Source organism: Candidatus Pelagibacter sp. HIMB1542 (assembly GCF_052047835.1).
Classification (GTDB): domain Bacteria; phylum Pseudomonadota; class Alphaproteobacteria; order Pelagibacterales; family Pelagibacteraceae; genus Pelagibacter.
In genome coordinates, this window is the sequence record NZ_JBNAJB010000001.1 from 280,135 (window position 1) to 295,791 (window position 15,657).

The 15,657-nt window shown below is 31.5% G+C and carries 22 protein-coding genes; 8 read left to right on the forward strand and 14 right to left on the reverse strand.

Features of this window, described 5'->3' with window-relative positions; translation table 11 throughout:
* Positions 1-372 (forward strand): DUF952 domain-containing protein, encoded by a 372-nt coding sequence (locus tag ACTTBI_RS01445; RefSeq protein ID WP_440614178.1) that lies wholly within the window; start codon positions 1-3, stop codon positions 370-372.
* Here ACTTBI_RS01445 and ACTTBI_RS01450 read toward each other — a convergent pair.
* From ACTTBI_RS01450 to ACTTBI_RS01480, 7 genes are all read right to left on the reverse strand, one after another.
* On the reverse strand, positions 351-686 hold the full coding sequence (locus ACTTBI_RS01450; RefSeq protein ID WP_440648086.1) for a DMT family transporter: 336 nt from the start codon (positions 684-686) through the stop codon (positions 351-353). The two genes, ACTTBI_RS01445 and ACTTBI_RS01450, sit on opposite strands and share 22 nt — an antisense overlap.
* 1 nt (position 687) lies before the next feature.
* The gene (locus tag ACTTBI_RS01455; protein WP_440652293.1) at positions 688-1,020 is read right to left on the reverse strand and encodes a DMT family transporter; all 333 of its coding nucleotides are present in this window, start codon (positions 1,018-1,020) and stop codon (positions 688-690) included.
* Positions 1,021-1,058: 38 nt separating this feature from the next.
* Complete coding sequence (locus ACTTBI_RS01460) at positions 1,059-1,379, reverse strand: nuclear transport factor 2 family protein (protein WP_440652294.1); 321 nt, start codon at positions 1,377-1,379, stop codon at positions 1,059-1,061.
* A 13-nt stretch (positions 1,380-1,392) separates the two neighbouring features.
* Complete coding sequence (locus ACTTBI_RS01465) at positions 1,393-1,716, reverse strand: GYD domain-containing protein (protein WP_075505873.1); 324 nt, start codon at positions 1,714-1,716, stop codon at positions 1,393-1,395.
* 73 nt (positions 1,717-1,789) lie between these two features.
* Positions 1,790-2,071, reverse strand: coding sequence for a hypothetical protein (locus tag ACTTBI_RS01470; RefSeq protein WP_440614182.1), 282 nt, complete (start codon positions 2,069-2,071; stop codon positions 1,790-1,792).
* A gap of 26 nt (positions 2,072-2,097) precedes the next feature.
* Positions 2,098-2,472, reverse strand: coding sequence for a hypothetical protein (locus ACTTBI_RS01475; protein WP_440614183.1), 375 nt, complete (start codon positions 2,470-2,472; stop codon positions 2,098-2,100).
* A 13-nt stretch (positions 2,473-2,485) separates the two neighbouring features.
* Entirely contained in the window at positions 2,486-2,914 is a 429-nt protein-coding gene (locus ACTTBI_RS01480) for a hypothetical protein (protein WP_440614184.1), read from the reverse strand.
* Between the two features lie 163 nt (positions 2,915-3,077).
* Here ACTTBI_RS01480 and ACTTBI_RS01485 point away from each other — a divergent pair, with 163 nt between their 5' ends.
* Positions 3,078-3,494, forward strand: coding sequence for a hypothetical protein (locus ACTTBI_RS01485; protein WP_440614185.1), 417 nt, complete (start codon positions 3,078-3,080; stop codon positions 3,492-3,494).
* Here ACTTBI_RS01485 and ACTTBI_RS01490 read toward each other — a convergent pair.
* Both ACTTBI_RS01490 and epsC read right to left on the reverse strand, forming a co-directional pair.
* On the reverse strand, positions 3,491-4,492 hold the full coding sequence (locus tag ACTTBI_RS01490; RefSeq protein ID WP_440614186.1) for a cysteine synthase A: 1,002 nt from the start codon (positions 4,490-4,492) through the stop codon (positions 3,491-3,493). The two genes, ACTTBI_RS01485 and ACTTBI_RS01490, sit on opposite strands and share 4 nt — an antisense overlap.
* Complete coding sequence (epsC, locus tag ACTTBI_RS01495) at positions 4,485-5,069, reverse strand: serine O-acetyltransferase EpsC (protein WP_262590495.1); 585 nt, start codon at positions 5,067-5,069, stop codon at positions 4,485-4,487. Before epsC ends, ACTTBI_RS01490 begins: the two co-directional genes overlap by 8 nt.
* A 73-nt stretch (positions 5,070-5,142) precedes the next feature.
* On the opposite strand from epsC, the gene ACTTBI_RS01500 reads away from it, so the two are divergent.
* The 6 genes from ACTTBI_RS01500 to ACTTBI_RS01525 all read left to right on the forward strand — a co-directional run bounded on the left by ACTTBI_RS01500 (position 5,143) and on the right by ACTTBI_RS01525 (position 10,612).
* Positions 5,143-5,553, forward strand: coding sequence for a VOC family protein (locus ACTTBI_RS01500; protein ID WP_440652295.1), 411 nt, complete (start codon positions 5,143-5,145; stop codon positions 5,551-5,553).
* A gap of 92 nt (positions 5,554-5,645) precedes the next feature.
* Positions 5,646-6,608, forward strand: a complete 963-nt coding sequence (locus ACTTBI_RS01505) for an ABC transporter substrate-binding protein (protein WP_262590496.1) — start codon at positions 5,646-5,648, stop codon at positions 6,606-6,608.
* Between the two features lie 68 nt (positions 6,609-6,676).
* Complete coding sequence (locus ACTTBI_RS01510; RefSeq protein ID WP_440652296.1) at positions 6,677-7,738, forward strand: quaternary amine ABC transporter ATP-binding protein; 1,062 nt, start codon at positions 6,677-6,679, stop codon at positions 7,736-7,738.
* Positions 7,728-9,233, forward strand: a complete 1,506-nt coding sequence (locus ACTTBI_RS01515) for an ABC transporter permease (RefSeq protein WP_440648075.1) — start codon at positions 7,728-7,730, stop codon at positions 9,231-9,233. Before ACTTBI_RS01510 ends, ACTTBI_RS01515 begins: the two co-directional genes overlap by 11 nt.
* A 9-nt stretch (positions 9,234-9,242) precedes the next feature.
* On the forward strand, positions 9,243-9,860 hold the full coding sequence (locus ACTTBI_RS01520; protein ID WP_440648073.1) for a LysE/ArgO family amino acid transporter: 618 nt from the start codon (positions 9,243-9,245) through the stop codon (positions 9,858-9,860).
* The gene (locus tag ACTTBI_RS01525) at positions 9,857-10,612 is read left to right on the forward strand and encodes an alpha/beta fold hydrolase (RefSeq protein WP_440648071.1); all 756 of its coding nucleotides are present in this window, start codon (positions 9,857-9,859) and stop codon (positions 10,610-10,612) included. The genes ACTTBI_RS01520 and ACTTBI_RS01525 overlap by 4 nt, the downstream gene beginning before the upstream one ends.
* Here ACTTBI_RS01525 and ACTTBI_RS01530 read toward each other — a convergent pair.
* The 5 genes from ACTTBI_RS01530 to ACTTBI_RS01550 form a co-directional block, all read right to left on the reverse strand.
* Entirely contained in the window at positions 10,599-11,264 is a 666-nt protein-coding gene (locus ACTTBI_RS01530; protein WP_440652297.1) for an HAD-IA family hydrolase, read from the reverse strand. The genes ACTTBI_RS01525 and ACTTBI_RS01530 overlap by 14 nt on opposite strands.
* Positions 11,261-12,142 (reverse strand): carbohydrate ABC transporter permease, encoded by an 882-nt coding sequence (locus tag ACTTBI_RS01535; RefSeq protein ID WP_075505887.1) that lies wholly within the window; start codon positions 12,140-12,142, stop codon positions 11,261-11,263. The genes ACTTBI_RS01530 and ACTTBI_RS01535 overlap by 4 nt, the downstream gene beginning before the upstream one ends.
* A 2-nt stretch (positions 12,143-12,144) precedes the next feature.
* Positions 12,145-13,173 (reverse strand): carbohydrate ABC transporter permease, encoded by a 1,029-nt coding sequence (locus ACTTBI_RS01540; protein ID WP_440648067.1) that lies wholly within the window; start codon positions 13,171-13,173, stop codon positions 12,145-12,147.
* Positions 13,174-13,222: 49 nt separating this feature from the next.
* Complete coding sequence (locus ACTTBI_RS01545; protein WP_440652298.1) at positions 13,223-14,443, reverse strand: ABC transporter substrate-binding protein; 1,221 nt, start codon at positions 14,441-14,443, stop codon at positions 13,223-13,225.
* 85 nt (positions 14,444-14,528) lie between these two features.
* Entirely contained in the window at positions 14,529-15,656 is a 1,128-nt protein-coding gene (locus tag ACTTBI_RS01550) for a cobalamin-independent methionine synthase II family protein (RefSeq protein ID WP_440652299.1), read from the reverse strand.
* Between the last annotated feature and the right edge of the window lies 1 nt (position 15,657).

Sequence of the window (15,657 nt, forward strand, 5' to 3'; positions counted from 1 at the left end):
ATGAATTTAGAATTTATTTTTAAAGTTATAGATAAAGAAGAATGGCAAAAAGCTAAGCAATCCGGAACTTATGGTGGATCTGAAAAAGATATTAAAGATGGCTATATTCATTTCTCAGAAGAAGATCAGGTCGAGGAAACCTTAAAAAAACATTTTCCAAATAAAGAAAACCTTGTTTTGCTTAGAGTAAATGCTTTTAAACTTGAACACTTACTTTGGGAACAAGCATCAAATGGTGATATGTACCCACATTTATATTCTCCATTAGATACAACTACTGTTGTTAATGAATATGAACTATCTTTAAATGAAGATGGAAGTTATCAACTTCCAGATATTTTAAAAAAATATCAATTTAATCGACCTAAGTAATTAACCATTACTACGCCAATAATAATTAAAGCAATTCCAATTATCCCATAAATATTAGGAACTTGATTAAATTTTAATACAGCAAAAAGAACAACTCCTGTTACTGTCAAACCACTATAAATTGAATAAGCAAATCCTACAGGTATTGCATGCATAGCTTTTGCAATTGAAAACATTGTAATACACATAAAAAGGATACATAAAATTGAAGGAGTTAGCTTTGTAAAACCCTCAGAAATTTTAGCAAAACTATTTGAAGCTATTCCAAAAATTATACCGTTAGCTAAAAACAAATATCCTATAAGAGGTTTCATATTATTTACTTCCTAACAAATTAACCATTAAAACTCCAATAATTATAAATACTAGTCCGATCATGGAGTAAAGATTTGGAACTTGATTATATTTAATTACACCTACTATAACTGTTGCAATGATTGTTAATCCTGCAAATGAAGCGTAAGTGATACCCATTGGTATATTTTTCATCACCAAGGAAAGCGCATACATGCACAATACAATTGTAATTGCGGTAATTATACTTGGGAAGAGAAGAGTAAAACCTTCAGCACTTTTAGCAAAACTATTTGATGTAACTCCTAGGAATACAGCAACACCTAAAAACAAGTATGAAGTAGCGAGACTCATTTAATAATATTAAATGAAATCTCGCTAAATATATATAATTATTTAGGCATTGGAGTAGCACCAGTTTCTAAACTAACAATTTTTCCATTGTCATATTTATAAACTGCCATTACAGCCTCAACATTTCCATCGTTAAATGTAACAAAAGCATGATGAATTCCAACTTCATCATTCTCGTAAACAATTCTAACTTTATCTTGATTGATATCACCACTCATTGCCCATTTGATAACATCAACTTTTGTTAAAACATTTCCTGATTTATGCATTGTAAATTTAAAATCATCATGCAAAAGCTCATTCATCGCTGCTTCGTCTTTATTTTTTAATGCGGCACTATATTTTTCTAAGATGGACATTTATTCCTTTCTTTTATTCACCTGGTTTTTTAAAGTTTTTTCCAGCATCTGCAGCTTTATTGAAAGTTTTATTATAATCAAATACTTCATGAATCATAATATCTTCCATTAAACCTGCATTCATAATTGCAACCTTCATTCCAAGAACACTTTCGTAATCTCCTTCAATAACATTGATTACATCAAATCTTCCTCGAACCCACTCATAACTATGAAACTTTACTCCAACAGTATCACAAATAGCTTTGATAGCTGCTCCTCTGTCTGCATTAGGATCACTTTGCATTCTTAAAGCAAGATCACGACTAATCTTTCCAATAATATAAAATTTAGACATTTTTTCTCCTGTTGCTTAATTTAATAATTAAAGTCTAGCAGAGATAATCCAAAATGTGGAGTCTCTGTTCTTTTTATACTTTAGCTAATTCGTAAATTTCATAACCATCCATTACTTCATCAAATACAGGTTTTGAAACTGGGTTTGACCCATCCATAAATGAATGAAGTGCTGCCATGTCATGAACTACAATTTTAAACATTACTGTTGATTTATCAGGTGAAACACTAGCTATTGTTTTAGTAACATCAGCTACTTTTTTTCTTTCAACCATACCTTCATCTGATTGCATAAAGCCCATAAACTTTTCAAAGCATCCTTCTTTTAATTTTCCTACTACCAATATATCTTTCATTTTTTTTCCCTTATCTTTATCTTTTATTAATATAGAGTTTGAACTACTTTCTTAACTCTATCTTCTCCATTAGGTACTGTTGAATTTATAAAGTCATGACAAGCGTTAGTTTTAGCCTTATCAAATTTAGATCCATAAAACTTATCAACAGCTTTGTTTACTCCTTCATCCCATTGCTTTTCAGGGACTCCAACTTCTAGGGCATAAGCTTTTAAAACTTTAACTGATGCCATAGATTTTTCTTTCATACTATATTCAAATGTTTCACCAATTGGCAAGAAATAGTTAGCCATATAAATACCACTACATTCCCAAGCTCTATTCTTGTCACTATCAGACATATCCGCATATGCAGAGGTCAGAAATAAAACACTGAATAAAATCACTATTATTTTTTTCATAATTTTCTTCTATTTATTTTATTGTAACAACAGTTGTTCCGGGAAAAGTATATCCCACAACATAACTAAATAGCATTTTTTGAAATTCTTGTATCATTGGCCATTTGCTTCCAAGCTCTTGGTGATTTTGAAAACCAGCAGGATTTTCATAATACTCAGTTAAAATAAAATACATATTTCCAGTCATACCTTGTGAAGGATCTGCAGGATTATTCCATTCAGGTCCTTTGATAACTGAATATGAATTTAATTTTTTTTCACCGGTCATTGGATGAGTTTCTTTCATCCATTTATGGTGCGTTTTTAACATTTCTTCGACTTTAGCAACATCACTAGCTGGAACTTTCAAAGTAATAGCAAACGCATTTGCTTTTGCATGGCCGTCAGCGTTAGCAATTGTAGTAAATAAACTAAGCATCAAAATTATTATTATTTTTTTCATTTTATCTTTCTTTTTAATTATTAATTATAAGTAATCGAAGACTGTTACATATTCATGACAAAGTCTCTCGTGTTTATAACGCGCGTCAGTTATGCAATTAAGGAGCACAAAAATTGCTGATTATGTTGTTTTATCTGATGATAAAATTTGATAGGGTTTTAATATGATCGAAAAATTTAATGGAATTTTTTATTTAATTGTATTTTTAGTACATTTTATTGTTTTTGCTGTTTATGCATATCAAACCGTTTTCGCTACAAAGAAATTTTTAGATAAGTTCGGTATTGATGATACTGGTGCTGGAATGACCAGATTTTTTGGTTCTTTGTTTATAGGTGCTGTTGCGATGGCAATATGGGTTGGCTTTATTAGACCTGATGGTCTTCAAGGAACATGGGCATTTTTTAATTTAGTGTTTTTACAAAACCTTTCAGCTTTTATTGTTGGTATATATAATATTAAAATCAATAAGCTCGGTCACACACCACAAACATCTAATGAAGGAATTATTGCACCAGGTATTCTAACTTTGTTAAGTGCAATACTTTGTTACGGATTAGCAGATAAGATTTATATCTAAAACCAACTAGGTATTGGTAGACCTTTTTCTTCTAAGAATTTTTTATTGAACATTTTAGTTGCATATTTATCGCTTCTGTCACAAAGGATTGTAACGATGGTTTTACCAGGTCCTAATTCTTTTCCCATTCTAATAGCTCCAGCAATATTTATTCCACAACTAGTTCCTAAACTTAGACCTTCATTTTGAATTAAATCATAAAGAATAGGTAAAGCTTCATGGTCATCAATAGAGTAAGCATCATCAATTTTAGCCTCACCAAAGTTTGCTGTAACTCTACTTGAACCAATTCCCTCTGTTATAGATCCTCCTTCAGATTTTAACTCTCCATTCTTTATATAATTATAAAGAGCAGAACCTTTGGGGTCTGAAAGGTAAATTTTGATATCTTTATTCTTTTCTTTTAATGCATTACTTACACCCGAAATGGTGCCACCAGTTCCAGATGAACACACAAAACCATCTACCTTACCATCTGTCTGTTCCCAGATCTCTTGACCTGTTCCCTCATAATGACCTTTTGCATTTGCAGTATTATCAAATTGATTAGCCCAAATAACTCCATTGTTATTTGAAGGTCTTAATTCATCTGCAAGTCTTGCAGCAACCTTTACAAAGTTATTGTCATCTTTATAAGGCTTTGGTTCAACTAATCTTAACTCAGCACCAAGGTTTCTAAGTAAATCTTTTTTTTCCTGAGTTTGATTGTCGTTCATTACAATAATCGTTTTGTAACCTAAAGAATTTCCTAAAAGACCTAATCCAATTCCAGTGTTACCAGCTGTACCTTCAACAACGGTTCCACCTTTAGAGATTAATTTTTTTTCTTGTGCATCTTTAATTAATGCAAGTGCAGCTCTATCTTTTACAGATCCGCCTGGATTTAAAAATTCTGCCTTACCATAAATATTACAACCAGTAATCTCTGATGCAGCTCTAAGTTTTATAAGTGGAGTATTTCCAATCCCAGAAATAAAATCGTTTTGCGTATTATTCATTTTCTGATTTTTTATCACTATCAGGGGTAATTCCGTAAGGTTTAAATTCACTATCAGCTATTCCAACATTCTTAGCGGGAATTCCAACCATAACAGCATTCTCAGGAACATCTTTTGTAATTACAGCGTTTGCACCAATTTTTGCACATCTTCCAACAGTTACCGGACCTAGTACTTGTGCTCCTGATCCAATAACCACTTCATCTTTAATTGTTGGATGTCTCTTCATATTTCTTTGATCATTTGAATTTATACTTGGTGCAATTCCACCCAATGTAACCATATGGTAGATAGTAACATTATCTCCAATATCTGAAGTTTCACCAATCACAACTCCCATGCCATGATCTATAAATAAATTTTTTCCAATTTTTGCATTAGGATGAATTTCAATTCCAGTTAAGAATCTTGAAAATTGAGAAATGATTCTTGCAACTAGATAAAATTTAGCAGTACTAAAAAAGTTTGCTATTCTATGAAAGAATACTGCTTTGACACCTGGATAGGTTAAAATCAAACTAAGCTTTGATTTTGCTGCAGGATCTCTATCAATTATCGATTGTAAATAATCATTCATTGTATTTTATGCTCACTTGAAATTTTAATAAGTGGCTTATATAGTCATTATATTCTGTTATTAAAGATTAATTATGTACAAAAACACTAATTGTTTTCATTTAGCTATACCTTGTGGTGATCTAGAGGTCGCAAAAAAATTTTATAGCGAAACTTTAGGATGTAGATTGGATAATTCTGCACAAGAGTGGGCTGATGTTGACTTTTGGGGTAATGAATTAACACTTCATAAAAGTGATCATAAATTAGATAACGAAAGACATGATGTGGACATGGGAAATGTGTCTGTACCCCATTTTGGTGTACACTTATCTAGAAAAGATTTTGATGCACTTAAAAAAAGATTAAAAGATAGTGGTACAAAATATTATGACGAACCATACTTAAGATTTAAAGGCACAAAGTATGAACAAGAAACATTCTTTGTAAAAGACCCTAACGAAAATATACTAGAGATTAAAACTCTTACATCTAACCCAGAATAGTAAAAATACATCTAATTTTTAGATACTTATTTTCTTTGACACCTTCTCTCAATTCGCGATAGACTTTATCTATAAATAATTAAGGAGAGATAATGAAAATAATCAAATCTACACTTGTAGCTGGATTAATTTCAATTTTATCAATTTTCTCTGCAAACGCAGAAAAAGTTAAAATTGGAGATCCAGGTTGGACAGGTGCAACTGCAATTGCAAATTTACTTGCTGCAGTAGTTATAGACAAAATGGGTGGTGAAGCAGAATTAGTTCCTGGAAACAATACTGCAATTTATGCAGCGATTGACAGAGGAAAAGGTGAAATCGATGTTCACCCTGATATTTGGTTACCAAACCAAGAAGCTTACACTAATGATTTAGTTCCAAAAGGAACTTTAAAATTAAGCAGCAAACCATATGAAGGAAACCAAGGTTACTGTGTTTCCCAACAGTTTGCAAAAAAAATGAATATTACAGCTATTGAAGACTTAGCTAGACCAGAAGTTGTTAAAGCAATGGACAGCGATGGAAATGGTAAAGGTGAATTTTGGATTGGTGCTGATGGTTGGGCTTCTGCAAATGTTAACCAGGTTAAATTAAGAGACTATGGTTTATATGATGCTGGTATCGAAGCAGTTAGAGCTGCTGAAGCAGTTAAAAATGCAAGAGTACTAGACTCAATCAAAAAAGGTGAAGGATATGCATTCTATTGTTACAAGCCTCATGCAATTTGGGGAATGGCTGACGTAGTAATGTTAACAGAACCAAAATATGATCCTGCAAAATATAAAATGATTCAACCTAAAGCAGATGCTGACTGGTACAAGAAATCTTATGTTGCATCAAAAGATGCTCTTAAGCAAATCCAAATCGGTTGGGCTACTTCTTTAGAGAGTCAATCACCAGCAATTGTAGAATTCTTTAAGAATTTTCAATTAACAGCTGATGATGTTTCTGCAATGGCATATGCAGTTTCAGTTGAGAAAAAAGATCCAGCTGATGTAGCAAGAGCTTGGATGGAAGCAAATAAATCAACTGTAGACGGTTGGTTAGGACTATAATCTAAATCAAAATCTATACTCGGCAATTTAAGATTGCCGAGTATATTTTCCTATAATAAAAGACAAAAATGGATTCATCGAGTTCAGCAATACAAATTCAAAATGTTTGGAAAGTATTTGGAAATACTTCTAAAGAAGCATTAGATGCAATCCAAAATAAAAAAATTTCAAAAACAGAAGCCTTAGAAAATTACAACTCAGTTATTGGAGTTTCAGATGTTTCATTTGATGTTAAACAAGGTGAAATATTCTGTGTTATGGGGCTTTCAGGGAGTGGAAAGTCTACATTAGTAAGGCATATTAATAGACTTTTAGAACCAACATCAGGAAAAATTTTAATTAATGGTCAGGATGTAATGGCCTTAGATAGAGAAAGCCTTCAAGAATTAAGAAATAAAAAAATAGGTATGGTTTTTCAAAACTTTGCACTCATGCCTCACAGATCTGTTGTTGATAACATTGCAATGCCGCTTGAGATAAGAGGTGTAAGCAAAAATGATAGATTAGACGCTGCAAATAAAATTTTAGAAATTGTAGAGCTACAAGGTTGGGGTAATAAGTTTGCTCACGAACTATCTGGAGGAATGCAACAAAGGGTAGGTCTTGCAAGAGCACTAGCAGCTGATCCAGAGTTTCTGTTAATGGACGAACCTTTTAGCGCATTAGATCCACTGATTAGAAGACAGCTTCAGGCTGAATTCATCAAACTCTCAAAACAAATGAAAAAAACTACAGTATTTATTACTCATGATTTAGATGAAGCAGTAAGAGTAGGACACAGAATTGCTATTATGAGAGATGGAAAAGTAATCCAAATAGGTACACCTGAAGAAATAGTTGTAAGTCCTGCAGACGAATATGTTGCTGACTTTGTAAAAGGAATTTCAAGACTTAAAGTTGTTCAAGCAAAAACAATCATGCAATCTATTGAGAGTTACGAGAGTGCTAATGGAAAATTAAATGAAAACAACAAAAGTGTTGGAGAGAATGAATTATTAAGCAAGCTCATTGAGTTATCAAAATCTAGCGAAGGACCATTGTTAGTTAAAGATAATAATCAAAATAATGTTGGTGTGTTAACGCAATCAGATCTTTTAAAAGCGGTTATAGAGGGTGGAGATGGAGAATAAACAAATACACAATCCAACTAGATCAGAATTAATTACAGATTTTGTAAAATCTAATCCTGAATATTATATTAAAGAATTTCAAAAAATTGGTAGCAAACCTTCTTTTTCATTTTCATTCAATTTGTATGCTGGAATTTTAGGACCAATATGGTTTGGAATGAGAAATATTTGGAATTGGGCTTTGGCTTTCCTAATAATAGAGACTTTTTCTGTAGTTCAAATAATAAGAGGTTTGTTTGGTAATATTACCAAAGAAGCTGTAGAAAAAATCAAACAAGTTGAATCAACAATAGCTTTTAGAAATAAGCAGTTAGAAGCAGCCATTACAAATAATCCAGATAAAGTTGATGTTTATAAAAGAAATATCAAATCACTAGAAGATGCAATGCAAGGCTATATAGATGAAGTAGCAAGAATTGAAGCATCAGCTATTTGGATTACGATTTTTGGTATTGGATTGTTAATTGCCATTAAAATTGTTCAAGGAATACTAGCTAACTCGATATTAGAAAAAAGATATTCAGAATGGTTATCAGACAAAACCCTAAGACCTGGAATGCAAGTTAAGAATTTTGTATCAAGCGCAATGTTTGCTGCAGTTATTATGTTTTTTTCTGTAGTGCATTATAGTTTTCCTGGTGTAATTTCATTAATGGATGATTTTCCAACTCATCCAGATATCAGGTTAACATCAATAAAATGGGTAGAAACAATCTTTGATTATGCAGTATTGAAAGGAGATGCGTTATTTACAGCAATTACCATAGGTATTAGATCAGTACTAGATTTCTTAGAGTTACTTTTTGTAAAAACTCCTTGGATAGTAATTATTACAACCATCGTAACCTTAACTGGATTAGCGGCAGGACCTAGAGCTGCAATATATTCAGCAGGATTTTTGTGCTACATGGGATTTTTAGGTTTCTGGGTTAAAGCTATGACAACATTAGCTCTTTTAGGAACAGCAGCAGTATTAAGTATTGTAATTGGTATTCCTCTTGGAATTTTTTGTGCAAGGAGACAAAGATTTTATTCAATGATCAGACCGATTATGGATTTCATGCAAACAATGCCTGCTTTCGTATTCATGATTCCTGTAATAGCATTTTTTGGAACTGGAAAAGTTGCAGCAGTTATTATTACAATGATATTTGGTGGAACACCTGTAGTTAGGCTAACAGTTCTTGGTTTAAGAGGAGTGCCTGAAACAATTAGGGAAGCCGCAATCGCTTATGGTGCATCTAAATGGTACTTGCTTAGAAAAGTAGATTTACCATTAGCAACTCCATCTATATTAGCAGGTGTTAACCAAACAGTTATGTTAAGTTTAGCAATGGTAGTTGTTGCATCATTAATCGGTGCCAAAGGTTTAGGTCAAGATGTATTAGAAGCGCTTCAATACGCAAACGTAGGACAAGGTATTTTAGCAGGTGTTGCTATATTATTTGTGGCTCTTATTCTTGATAGAGTTGTTCAGGGTAGAAAACGAGTTTAAGAAAAATCAATGGAATACGCACTGTTAGGTTTTTTTACTGGCCTAAGTTTAATTTTAGCAATTGGTGCTCAAAACATTTTTGTAATTGAACAAGGTTTAAAAAAACAGCATGTATTTCTAGTTTGTTTTATTTGCTCAGTTTCTGATTTAATATTAATTTTTTTTGGAATTTTTTTATTTCATTTTTTTAATCAATTTTTTAATTCAATAGTTGAATTTATTTTTAACCTTCTTTTAGTGGTTTTTTTAATTCATTTTATTTATTCAAAAATTAAAACTCATTACAAAGAAGTTAATTTTCAAAGTAATGTTATTGCGGTATCAAAGTTAAATATTTTCTTAAAAACATTAGGGTTCACATATTTAAATCCACATGTTTACTCTGATACAGTTTTTATTCTTGGAAATTTTTCTAAGAACTACTTATTAAATCAAAAACTTTCATTTGCGATAGGTGCATCTTTTGCTTCATTTTTGTTTTTCTTTATTTTGGGATATTTATCAAATTATCTTTCCAAGTATGCTAATGACAAAAAAATATGGCAGGTAATAAATATATTCATCATAGCTTTTATGAGTTTTTTAGTTTTGTTTATTTTAAAGGAAATGATAATTAAGCTTTTATGAGTAATATTTTTGTAGATGATAAAGGTGAAGGTTTTCCATTTGTTTTAGTACATGGATATTTAGGCTCCTCAGAGATGTGGTGCTTTCAAAAAGATTACTTTTCAAAAAATTTTAGAGTTATTGCTCCTGCACTTCCTGGTTTTGGTGAAAGTCATAATGTGCAATCATTAAATTCTATTAATGCGATGGCAAAAAAAATAATTGAAATACTAGATGAAAAAAAAATCGAAAAATTTAATTTAATTGGACATTCAATGGGTGGAATGATTGTTCAAGAAATAACAAAATTAATTGGTGATAGAGTTAATAAATTAATCTGTTTTGCAACAGGATCTATTGGAGATATCCCCGGTAGATTTGAAACTATGGACGAAACAAGAGAGAAACTTAAGAAAGAGGGTGCTGAAGTATCATTTTCAAGAGTTCCACCTAAATGGTTTGTAAAAGGGGATAAAGATAAAAATTATTTTTTATGTGCTAATGCAGTTAAAAATGTTTCATTAGAAACTGCTGATAACGCTTTACTCGCAATGAAAAATTGGAGAGGTATTGATAATTTGAAAAACATTAAAAATGACACCTTAATTATATGGGGTGATAAAGATATCTCTTACAATTTTGAACAGGTCGACACGTTAAATAAAAATATTAAAAATAGTCGTCTAGAAATATTTAAAAATTGCAGTCACAATGTTCACTTAGAAGAACCAGATAGATTTAATAATCTGGTAAATGATTTTATTTCAGAATAATATTTTTATTTAATTTCTCTAATTTTTTAAAATCGTTCTTAAACTTTTTATTTAAGTGAAACTTTCCTGGAAAAATTATGCATTTAATTTTTGCTTTAACTGCTGAATTTAAACTTTCTTGAGAATCTTCAATAGCTAAACATTGGTTAGGTTTTAATTTAAGCTTTTTTAATGCAAGAAGGTATATGTCTGGATTTGGTTTTAAATTTTTAACTAATTTTGAATTTCCAATAAAATTGAAGTTTTTTGGACTAATTGATTTTCTTAATGAGAAAAGAATAGAATTAATATTATTTTTTGAGGTAGAAGTTACAAAAGCTAGTTTAATTTTTTCTTTATTACAAACATTAATTATATTTTTAACACCAGGTCTTAATTTTAAATGATTTTTTTTTAAATAATTATTGAATAGTTTAGTTTTTAAATCTCTTAATTGCTTAGCATTAACTTTAATACCTTTTGTTCTTGCATATTCTGTTATTCTATCTCTACCACCTGATTTGTTTAGAAGTTTGATATATTCTTTTTTAGTCCAATACCAATCCAATCCTTTTTTTTTAAATGCTTCATTAAAGGATTTTCTCTGAATTTCTGATGTTTCAACGAGAGTTCCAATAGAACCGAATAACAAGGCTTTGTAATTTTTCTTCAACCTTTTACAGCTCCAGTAGTTAAACCACTGATAACTTGTCTCTGGAAGAACATGACTAACATAAATAATGGTGCCGTTGCAGAAACTACCGCTGAAACTGCCCACATTAGATTACCCTCATGTTGGTTAGTTCCTAAATAACTTTGTATCTTTGGAACCATTGTATGATTTTCTTGATTAAGTAGTAAAGCTGTTACCGTGAAATCATTATAAGCAAGCATTAAACTAAATAGTCCAGCGGTAATAACTCCAGGCCACATCACTGGCATTATAATATGCCTGAATGCTTGAAAATATGAACATCCATCAATCAACGCACTTTCATCAAGCTCTTTTGGAATTGTTTTAAAGAATGAATAGAGTAACCATAAAGTAAATGGTTGATTAATAGCAACTAAAACAACAATAGTTGTTGGCAGTATTCCCCATATTTGTAATTCAAAAAATGGAAATAGATAACCCGAGACTAGAGTTATATGTGGCATAGCTCTAAAGATTAAAGCTGCCATTAAAATCCAAAATGCGTATTTCTCAGTTGATCTTGAAAGAGCGTACGCTCCCAGAGTTCCCAAAAACAATGAAATACTAACAACAAACACAGTAACAATAATCGTATTTTTGGACGCTTTCCAAAATTCACCCTCAAACCAAGCTTCATGATAAGCATTTGTTGTAAATTTTTCTCCAGTTTCAATCAAGGTATTAAAAGCTGAAACAGCATACCACCAGTCTGACCTTGAGAAAAAATCTGCTCTTACTTTAAATGATCCCCAAAAAGTCCAGATGAATGGAAAGCATGCAACTAATAACCAAGAAATAATAAATATGGTATTAAATGTTTTTAAAGTATTTGATTTTTTATCTAAACCGTAATCCATATTTATCTCGCAGTTTTAAATTCTTTCCATGTTCTAACTAATACAGGGGCAAGCAAAATAGCTATTCCGATGATTGTCATCATTGATGTCGCTGCAGCTGAACCAAATAAAATAACCTCTTCATTTACTAAGTTATCGTAAATTAACCATGAAAGAGATTGCGCACTACCTTCAGCACTAAAACCTATAATTGGCTCAAAAACTCTAAAATTGTCCATCAATGATATTAATGCAACAAATGTTACTACCGGGTAGATATGAGGTAGTACAATATGTTTAATTCTTTGAAATCTTGAAGCACCATCAATAATTGCAGCTTCAATAGGTTCCTGAGGAACTGTTTGAAGCGCAGCATAAAAAACTACAAATGCAAAAGGGGAGTGATGCCAAATTCCATATATAATAATTGTTATCCACGTGAGAGTTTTAGACGATTTCAAAGACAAATATGGATCATTCATTAAATTTTGAATATTAGCTCCAATTATTCCTTGAGAGTCTATCATCCAGAATAATACCAAAGACCCAACTAGTGGAGTTACAATCATTGGTAAAATAGTACCAAAAATTAAAGGACCTCTAATTTTTCTTGAGATTGCGTTTAAACTCAAAGCTATAATAAAACCTAACAACAAGACATTTGGAGTTACAAATATGCAATAAGTTAATGTAAATATTAGTGCTTTGTAAAATGGTAGATTAGTTACTTGGTCAACAAATTCACCAAAAGTTTCTGTTTCATTCCAAAATTTTTTTATTTCTTCTGTTGCTAAATGATTTCTATCTATATACGTCCCAAAACCATTAAATTTTCCAAGAGGTTTTGCCTCTCTTATTTTAGTAGTTGCTTCATTGTCGACTACAATTGAAACAGTACAGCCAAATGGATCACATTTTTTAACCTCTTTAACTACTTGATCATGTTGAGCATAAAAAGATTGAATTCCAGTAGAAATGATAGGAAGCCCAATAAATAGGACCATTGCTAATCCTGTTGGTAAAAAAAACCAAAAAAATGTTTTATTAGGCATTGAAAATTTTTGTTAAGTGGGGACCAAGTCCCCACTTAAAGATTAGATTTTATAGAAAGCCTTGTTCTTTAGCTTTACTAGTGTAAGCAGCTTCAACATCTTTCAATGCTTGTTCAGCTGACTCTTTACCTTGTAAAAACTCAACAATCTCACTTCCTAATGCGCCATGCATTAAACCCATTTGTGGTAACATTGGATATGGTTTTGCACCCATTTTTACAGCTTCAATTACACCAATAGATTTTGGTCCTGGAACAAATCCTTCTACTAACCAAACAGCTTGGTCAGCAGCATCAGCAACCATTTTCTTGTTCGATGCAGCATGCGCTAAAGCTCTAAATGTCGCTTCAGCATCAGCATCAGGTCTATTTTTTGCAAGTGTGAAACCATCCCACCATAAAGTTGCAGCAGGGATATTTCCACCAGCAACAGTAGCTGGACCTGTTAGTTTTGTAGCTTTAGTAATATTAGCATCACCTTCATCATCTAAAAGTGTACCTGATCTAGAAGCCCACAATGTCATTAATGCAACATTTCCAGCTTCCCATTCAACTTTGATAGCTTCACTATCATGTGTTAAATAATCTGGGTTACTTAATTCAGATAATTTTTTAAGCATGTTTAAAGTAGCAACACCTTTTGCGTTATTTATATTTGGTTCTGCACTTCCAGACTTAAAGAATTCACCACCATGACCAATGTACATGTTCACAAACTCTTCTGCTAAGTTCCAACCTGCTTTGTAAGCAGCAGCATATGGATATTGCATTTTTCCTGAAGCTCTAATTTTTTCAGAAGCAGCAACTACCTCTTCATATGTTTTCGGAATAGCTATACCAAGATCTTTTAAAACATCCTCTCTATAGTATAAGTGTTGAGTGTTAGCCATAAATGCTACAGCCATTACTTTTCCATCAATTGTGATCAATTGAGAGTCTTGAATTCCTTTTCCATATTTTTTAACAAGATCATCCAAAGGTCTTATTAAGTCTTGGTTCATTAAAGGAACGATTGAACTGTTTGCTGCAATTCTAGCTGAAAATTCAGATGGATTTGCAGTAAGAGCTGGCACTGCGATTTTATTGTGCTCAGATGAATGAGTCACTTTAAAATCTGCACTTCCTTTACATTGTTTAGAAGTTTCAACGAAAGTTCTTAATGCAGGAAAATCATTAGCCAAAATATTTATTGAACCACTTTTAATGTTACAATCTGCATTTGCAGAAGTTCCAAAAAGTAAAAACAATAAAGTAACTAGTATTTTTCTCATATGTTTTCTCTCTTTATATTTGTTGTTAAATTATAATTTAAGTTCAAAAACTATATCTATTAAGAAGTTTAAATTAAAGAGGTAATTAAATCACTTTTGACGCAAGTTCTGCGCCATGCACCAAAGACTCTAGCTTCTTATAAACAATATTTTCATCAACATTTCCAAAGCCAGCAAAGGTACTAAAACCACAATCTGTTCCAGCAACCAGTTGATCTTTCTCAACAACTTTTGAATAAGTTACAAGTCTATTTTTTACAACCTCGGGATGTTCGACAAAGTTTGTGGTTGAGTCGATTACTCCAGGAGCAATTATTTTGTCGTTTGGGATTTTTAAATTTTCAAAAATTTGCCACTCATGAGAATGTCTTGGATTTGACGACTCAATTAAATAAGTTTGTATATTAGCCTTTAAAGCTATAGGCATAATTTTTTCTAGCGCAATGTCATGTAAATGGGGTCCTTCATAATTTCCCCAGCAAATATGCATTCTTATCTTGGAGCTATCTATATTGCTAATAGCGTTATTTAAACATTCTATTTGTTTTTCTGCTCTTCTTAAAAATTCTTCTTCTGATAAATCTTTAAAAGTCATGTGTCTTGCAAGAGCTAAATCTGGACAATCTAACTGAAGTTTTAATCCATTTGATGTAATTTCTTCATATTCATCTTTCATCAGGTTAGATAAATTTTCTAAATATTCATCATCATTTTTATAAAATTTATTGGGTAAGAAAGCTGAAATAACTCCTGGAGAAGCAGCATTCATGAACGCATCTTTATGATTATTTTTTTCTAAAGCTTGTTTAAAATTATTTATGTCTTTTGTTAGGGAAGTTTTATCTTTAATTTTTAATTCACTTGTACAACAAGGTCTTGTGTAAGTAGGAGTACCACCTGTTCTTGCAATTCTTTCTTTAAAAGATGGAAAGTCATCTAAATCTTTTGGTGCTTTTCTTTCACTCTCTCCTGAAAAGCCATCAATTCGATCTTTAACATAAGTTGCATAGCTAATCTTAGACATTTCACCGTCACTAATATAGTCAATTCCAACTTCTATTTGTTTTTTAACAATATTGTCTACATCTCTTTGAACAATTTCATCAAATTGATTTAAATCTATTTTTTCTTTTTGATCTTTCTTAAATAAAAGATCAGACAATTCATTTGATCTTGGTAAACTTCCTACATGTGTTGTTTTAATTTTACTCATA

Excerpts from the sequence above, each read along its gene's own strand:
- ACTTBI_RS01545 (WP_440652298.1), bottom strand. The coding sequence starts at position 14,443 with ATGAGAAAAATACTAGTTACTTTATTGTTTTTACTTTTTGGAACTTCT.
- ACTTBI_RS01505 (WP_262590496.1), top strand. The coding sequence starts at position 5,646 with ATGAAAATAATCAAATCTACACTTGTAGCTGGATTAATTTCAATTTTA.
- ACTTBI_RS01485 (WP_440614185.1), top strand. The coding sequence starts at position 3,078 with ATGATCGAAAAATTTAATGGAATTTTTTATTTAATTGTATTTTTAGTA.
- ACTTBI_RS01475 (WP_440614183.1), bottom strand. The coding sequence starts at position 2,472 with ATGAAAAAAATAATAGTGATTTTATTCAGTGTTTTATTTCTGACCTCT.
- ACTTBI_RS01470 (WP_440614182.1), bottom strand. The coding sequence starts at position 2,071 with ATGAAAGATATATTGGTAGTAGGAAAATTAAAAGAAGGATGCTTTGAA.
- ACTTBI_RS01445 (WP_440614178.1), top strand. The coding sequence starts at position 1 with ATGAATTTAGAATTTATTTTTAAAGTTATAGATAAAGAAGAATGGCAA.
- ACTTBI_RS01515 (WP_440648075.1), top strand. The coding sequence starts at position 7,728 with ATGGAGAATAAACAAATACACAATCCAACTAGATCAGAATTAATTACA.
- ACTTBI_RS01455 (WP_440652293.1), bottom strand. The coding sequence starts at position 1,020 with ATGAGTCTCGCTACTTCATACTTGTTTTTAGGTGTTGCTGTATTCCTA.
- ACTTBI_RS01450 (WP_440648086.1), bottom strand. The coding sequence starts at position 686 with ATGAAACCTCTTATAGGATATTTGTTTTTAGCTAACGGTATAATTTTT.
- ACTTBI_RS01480 (WP_440614184.1), bottom strand. The coding sequence starts at position 2,914 with ATGAAAAAAATAATAATAATTTTGATGCTTAGTTTATTTACTACAATT.
- ACTTBI_RS01460 (WP_440652294.1), bottom strand. The coding sequence starts at position 1,379 with ATGTCCATCTTAGAAAAATATAGTGCCGCATTAAAAAATAAAGACGAA.
- ACTTBI_RS01510 (WP_440652296.1), top strand. The coding sequence starts at position 6,677 with ATGGATTCATCGAGTTCAGCAATACAAATTCAAAATGTTTGGAAAGTA.
- ACTTBI_RS01540 (WP_440648067.1), bottom strand. The coding sequence starts at position 13,173 with ATGCCTAATAAAACATTTTTTTGGTTTTTTTTACCAACAGGATTAGCA.
- ACTTBI_RS01550 (WP_440652299.1), bottom strand. The coding sequence starts at position 15,656 with ATGAGTAAAATTAAAACAACACATGTAGGAAGTTTACCAAGATCAAAT.
- ACTTBI_RS01490 (WP_440614186.1), bottom strand. The coding sequence starts at position 4,492 with ATGAATAATACGCAAAACGATTTTATTTCTGGGATTGGAAATACTCCA.
- ACTTBI_RS01500 (WP_440652295.1), top strand. The coding sequence starts at position 5,143 with ATGTACAAAAACACTAATTGTTTTCATTTAGCTATACCTTGTGGTGAT.
- ACTTBI_RS01535 (WP_075505887.1), bottom strand. The coding sequence starts at position 12,142 with ATGGATTACGGTTTAGATAAAAAATCAAATACTTTAAAAACATTTAAT.
- ACTTBI_RS01525 (WP_440648071.1), top strand. The coding sequence starts at position 9,857 with ATGAGTAATATTTTTGTAGATGATAAAGGTGAAGGTTTTCCATTTGTT.
- epsC (WP_262590495.1), bottom strand. The coding sequence starts at position 5,069 with ATGAATGATTATTTACAATCGATAATTGATAGAGATCCTGCAGCAAAA.
- ACTTBI_RS01465 (WP_075505873.1), bottom strand. The coding sequence starts at position 1,716 with ATGTCTAAATTTTATATTATTGGAAAGATTAGTCGTGATCTTGCTTTA.
- ACTTBI_RS01520 (WP_440648073.1), top strand. The coding sequence starts at position 9,243 with ATGGAATACGCACTGTTAGGTTTTTTTACTGGCCTAAGTTTAATTTTA.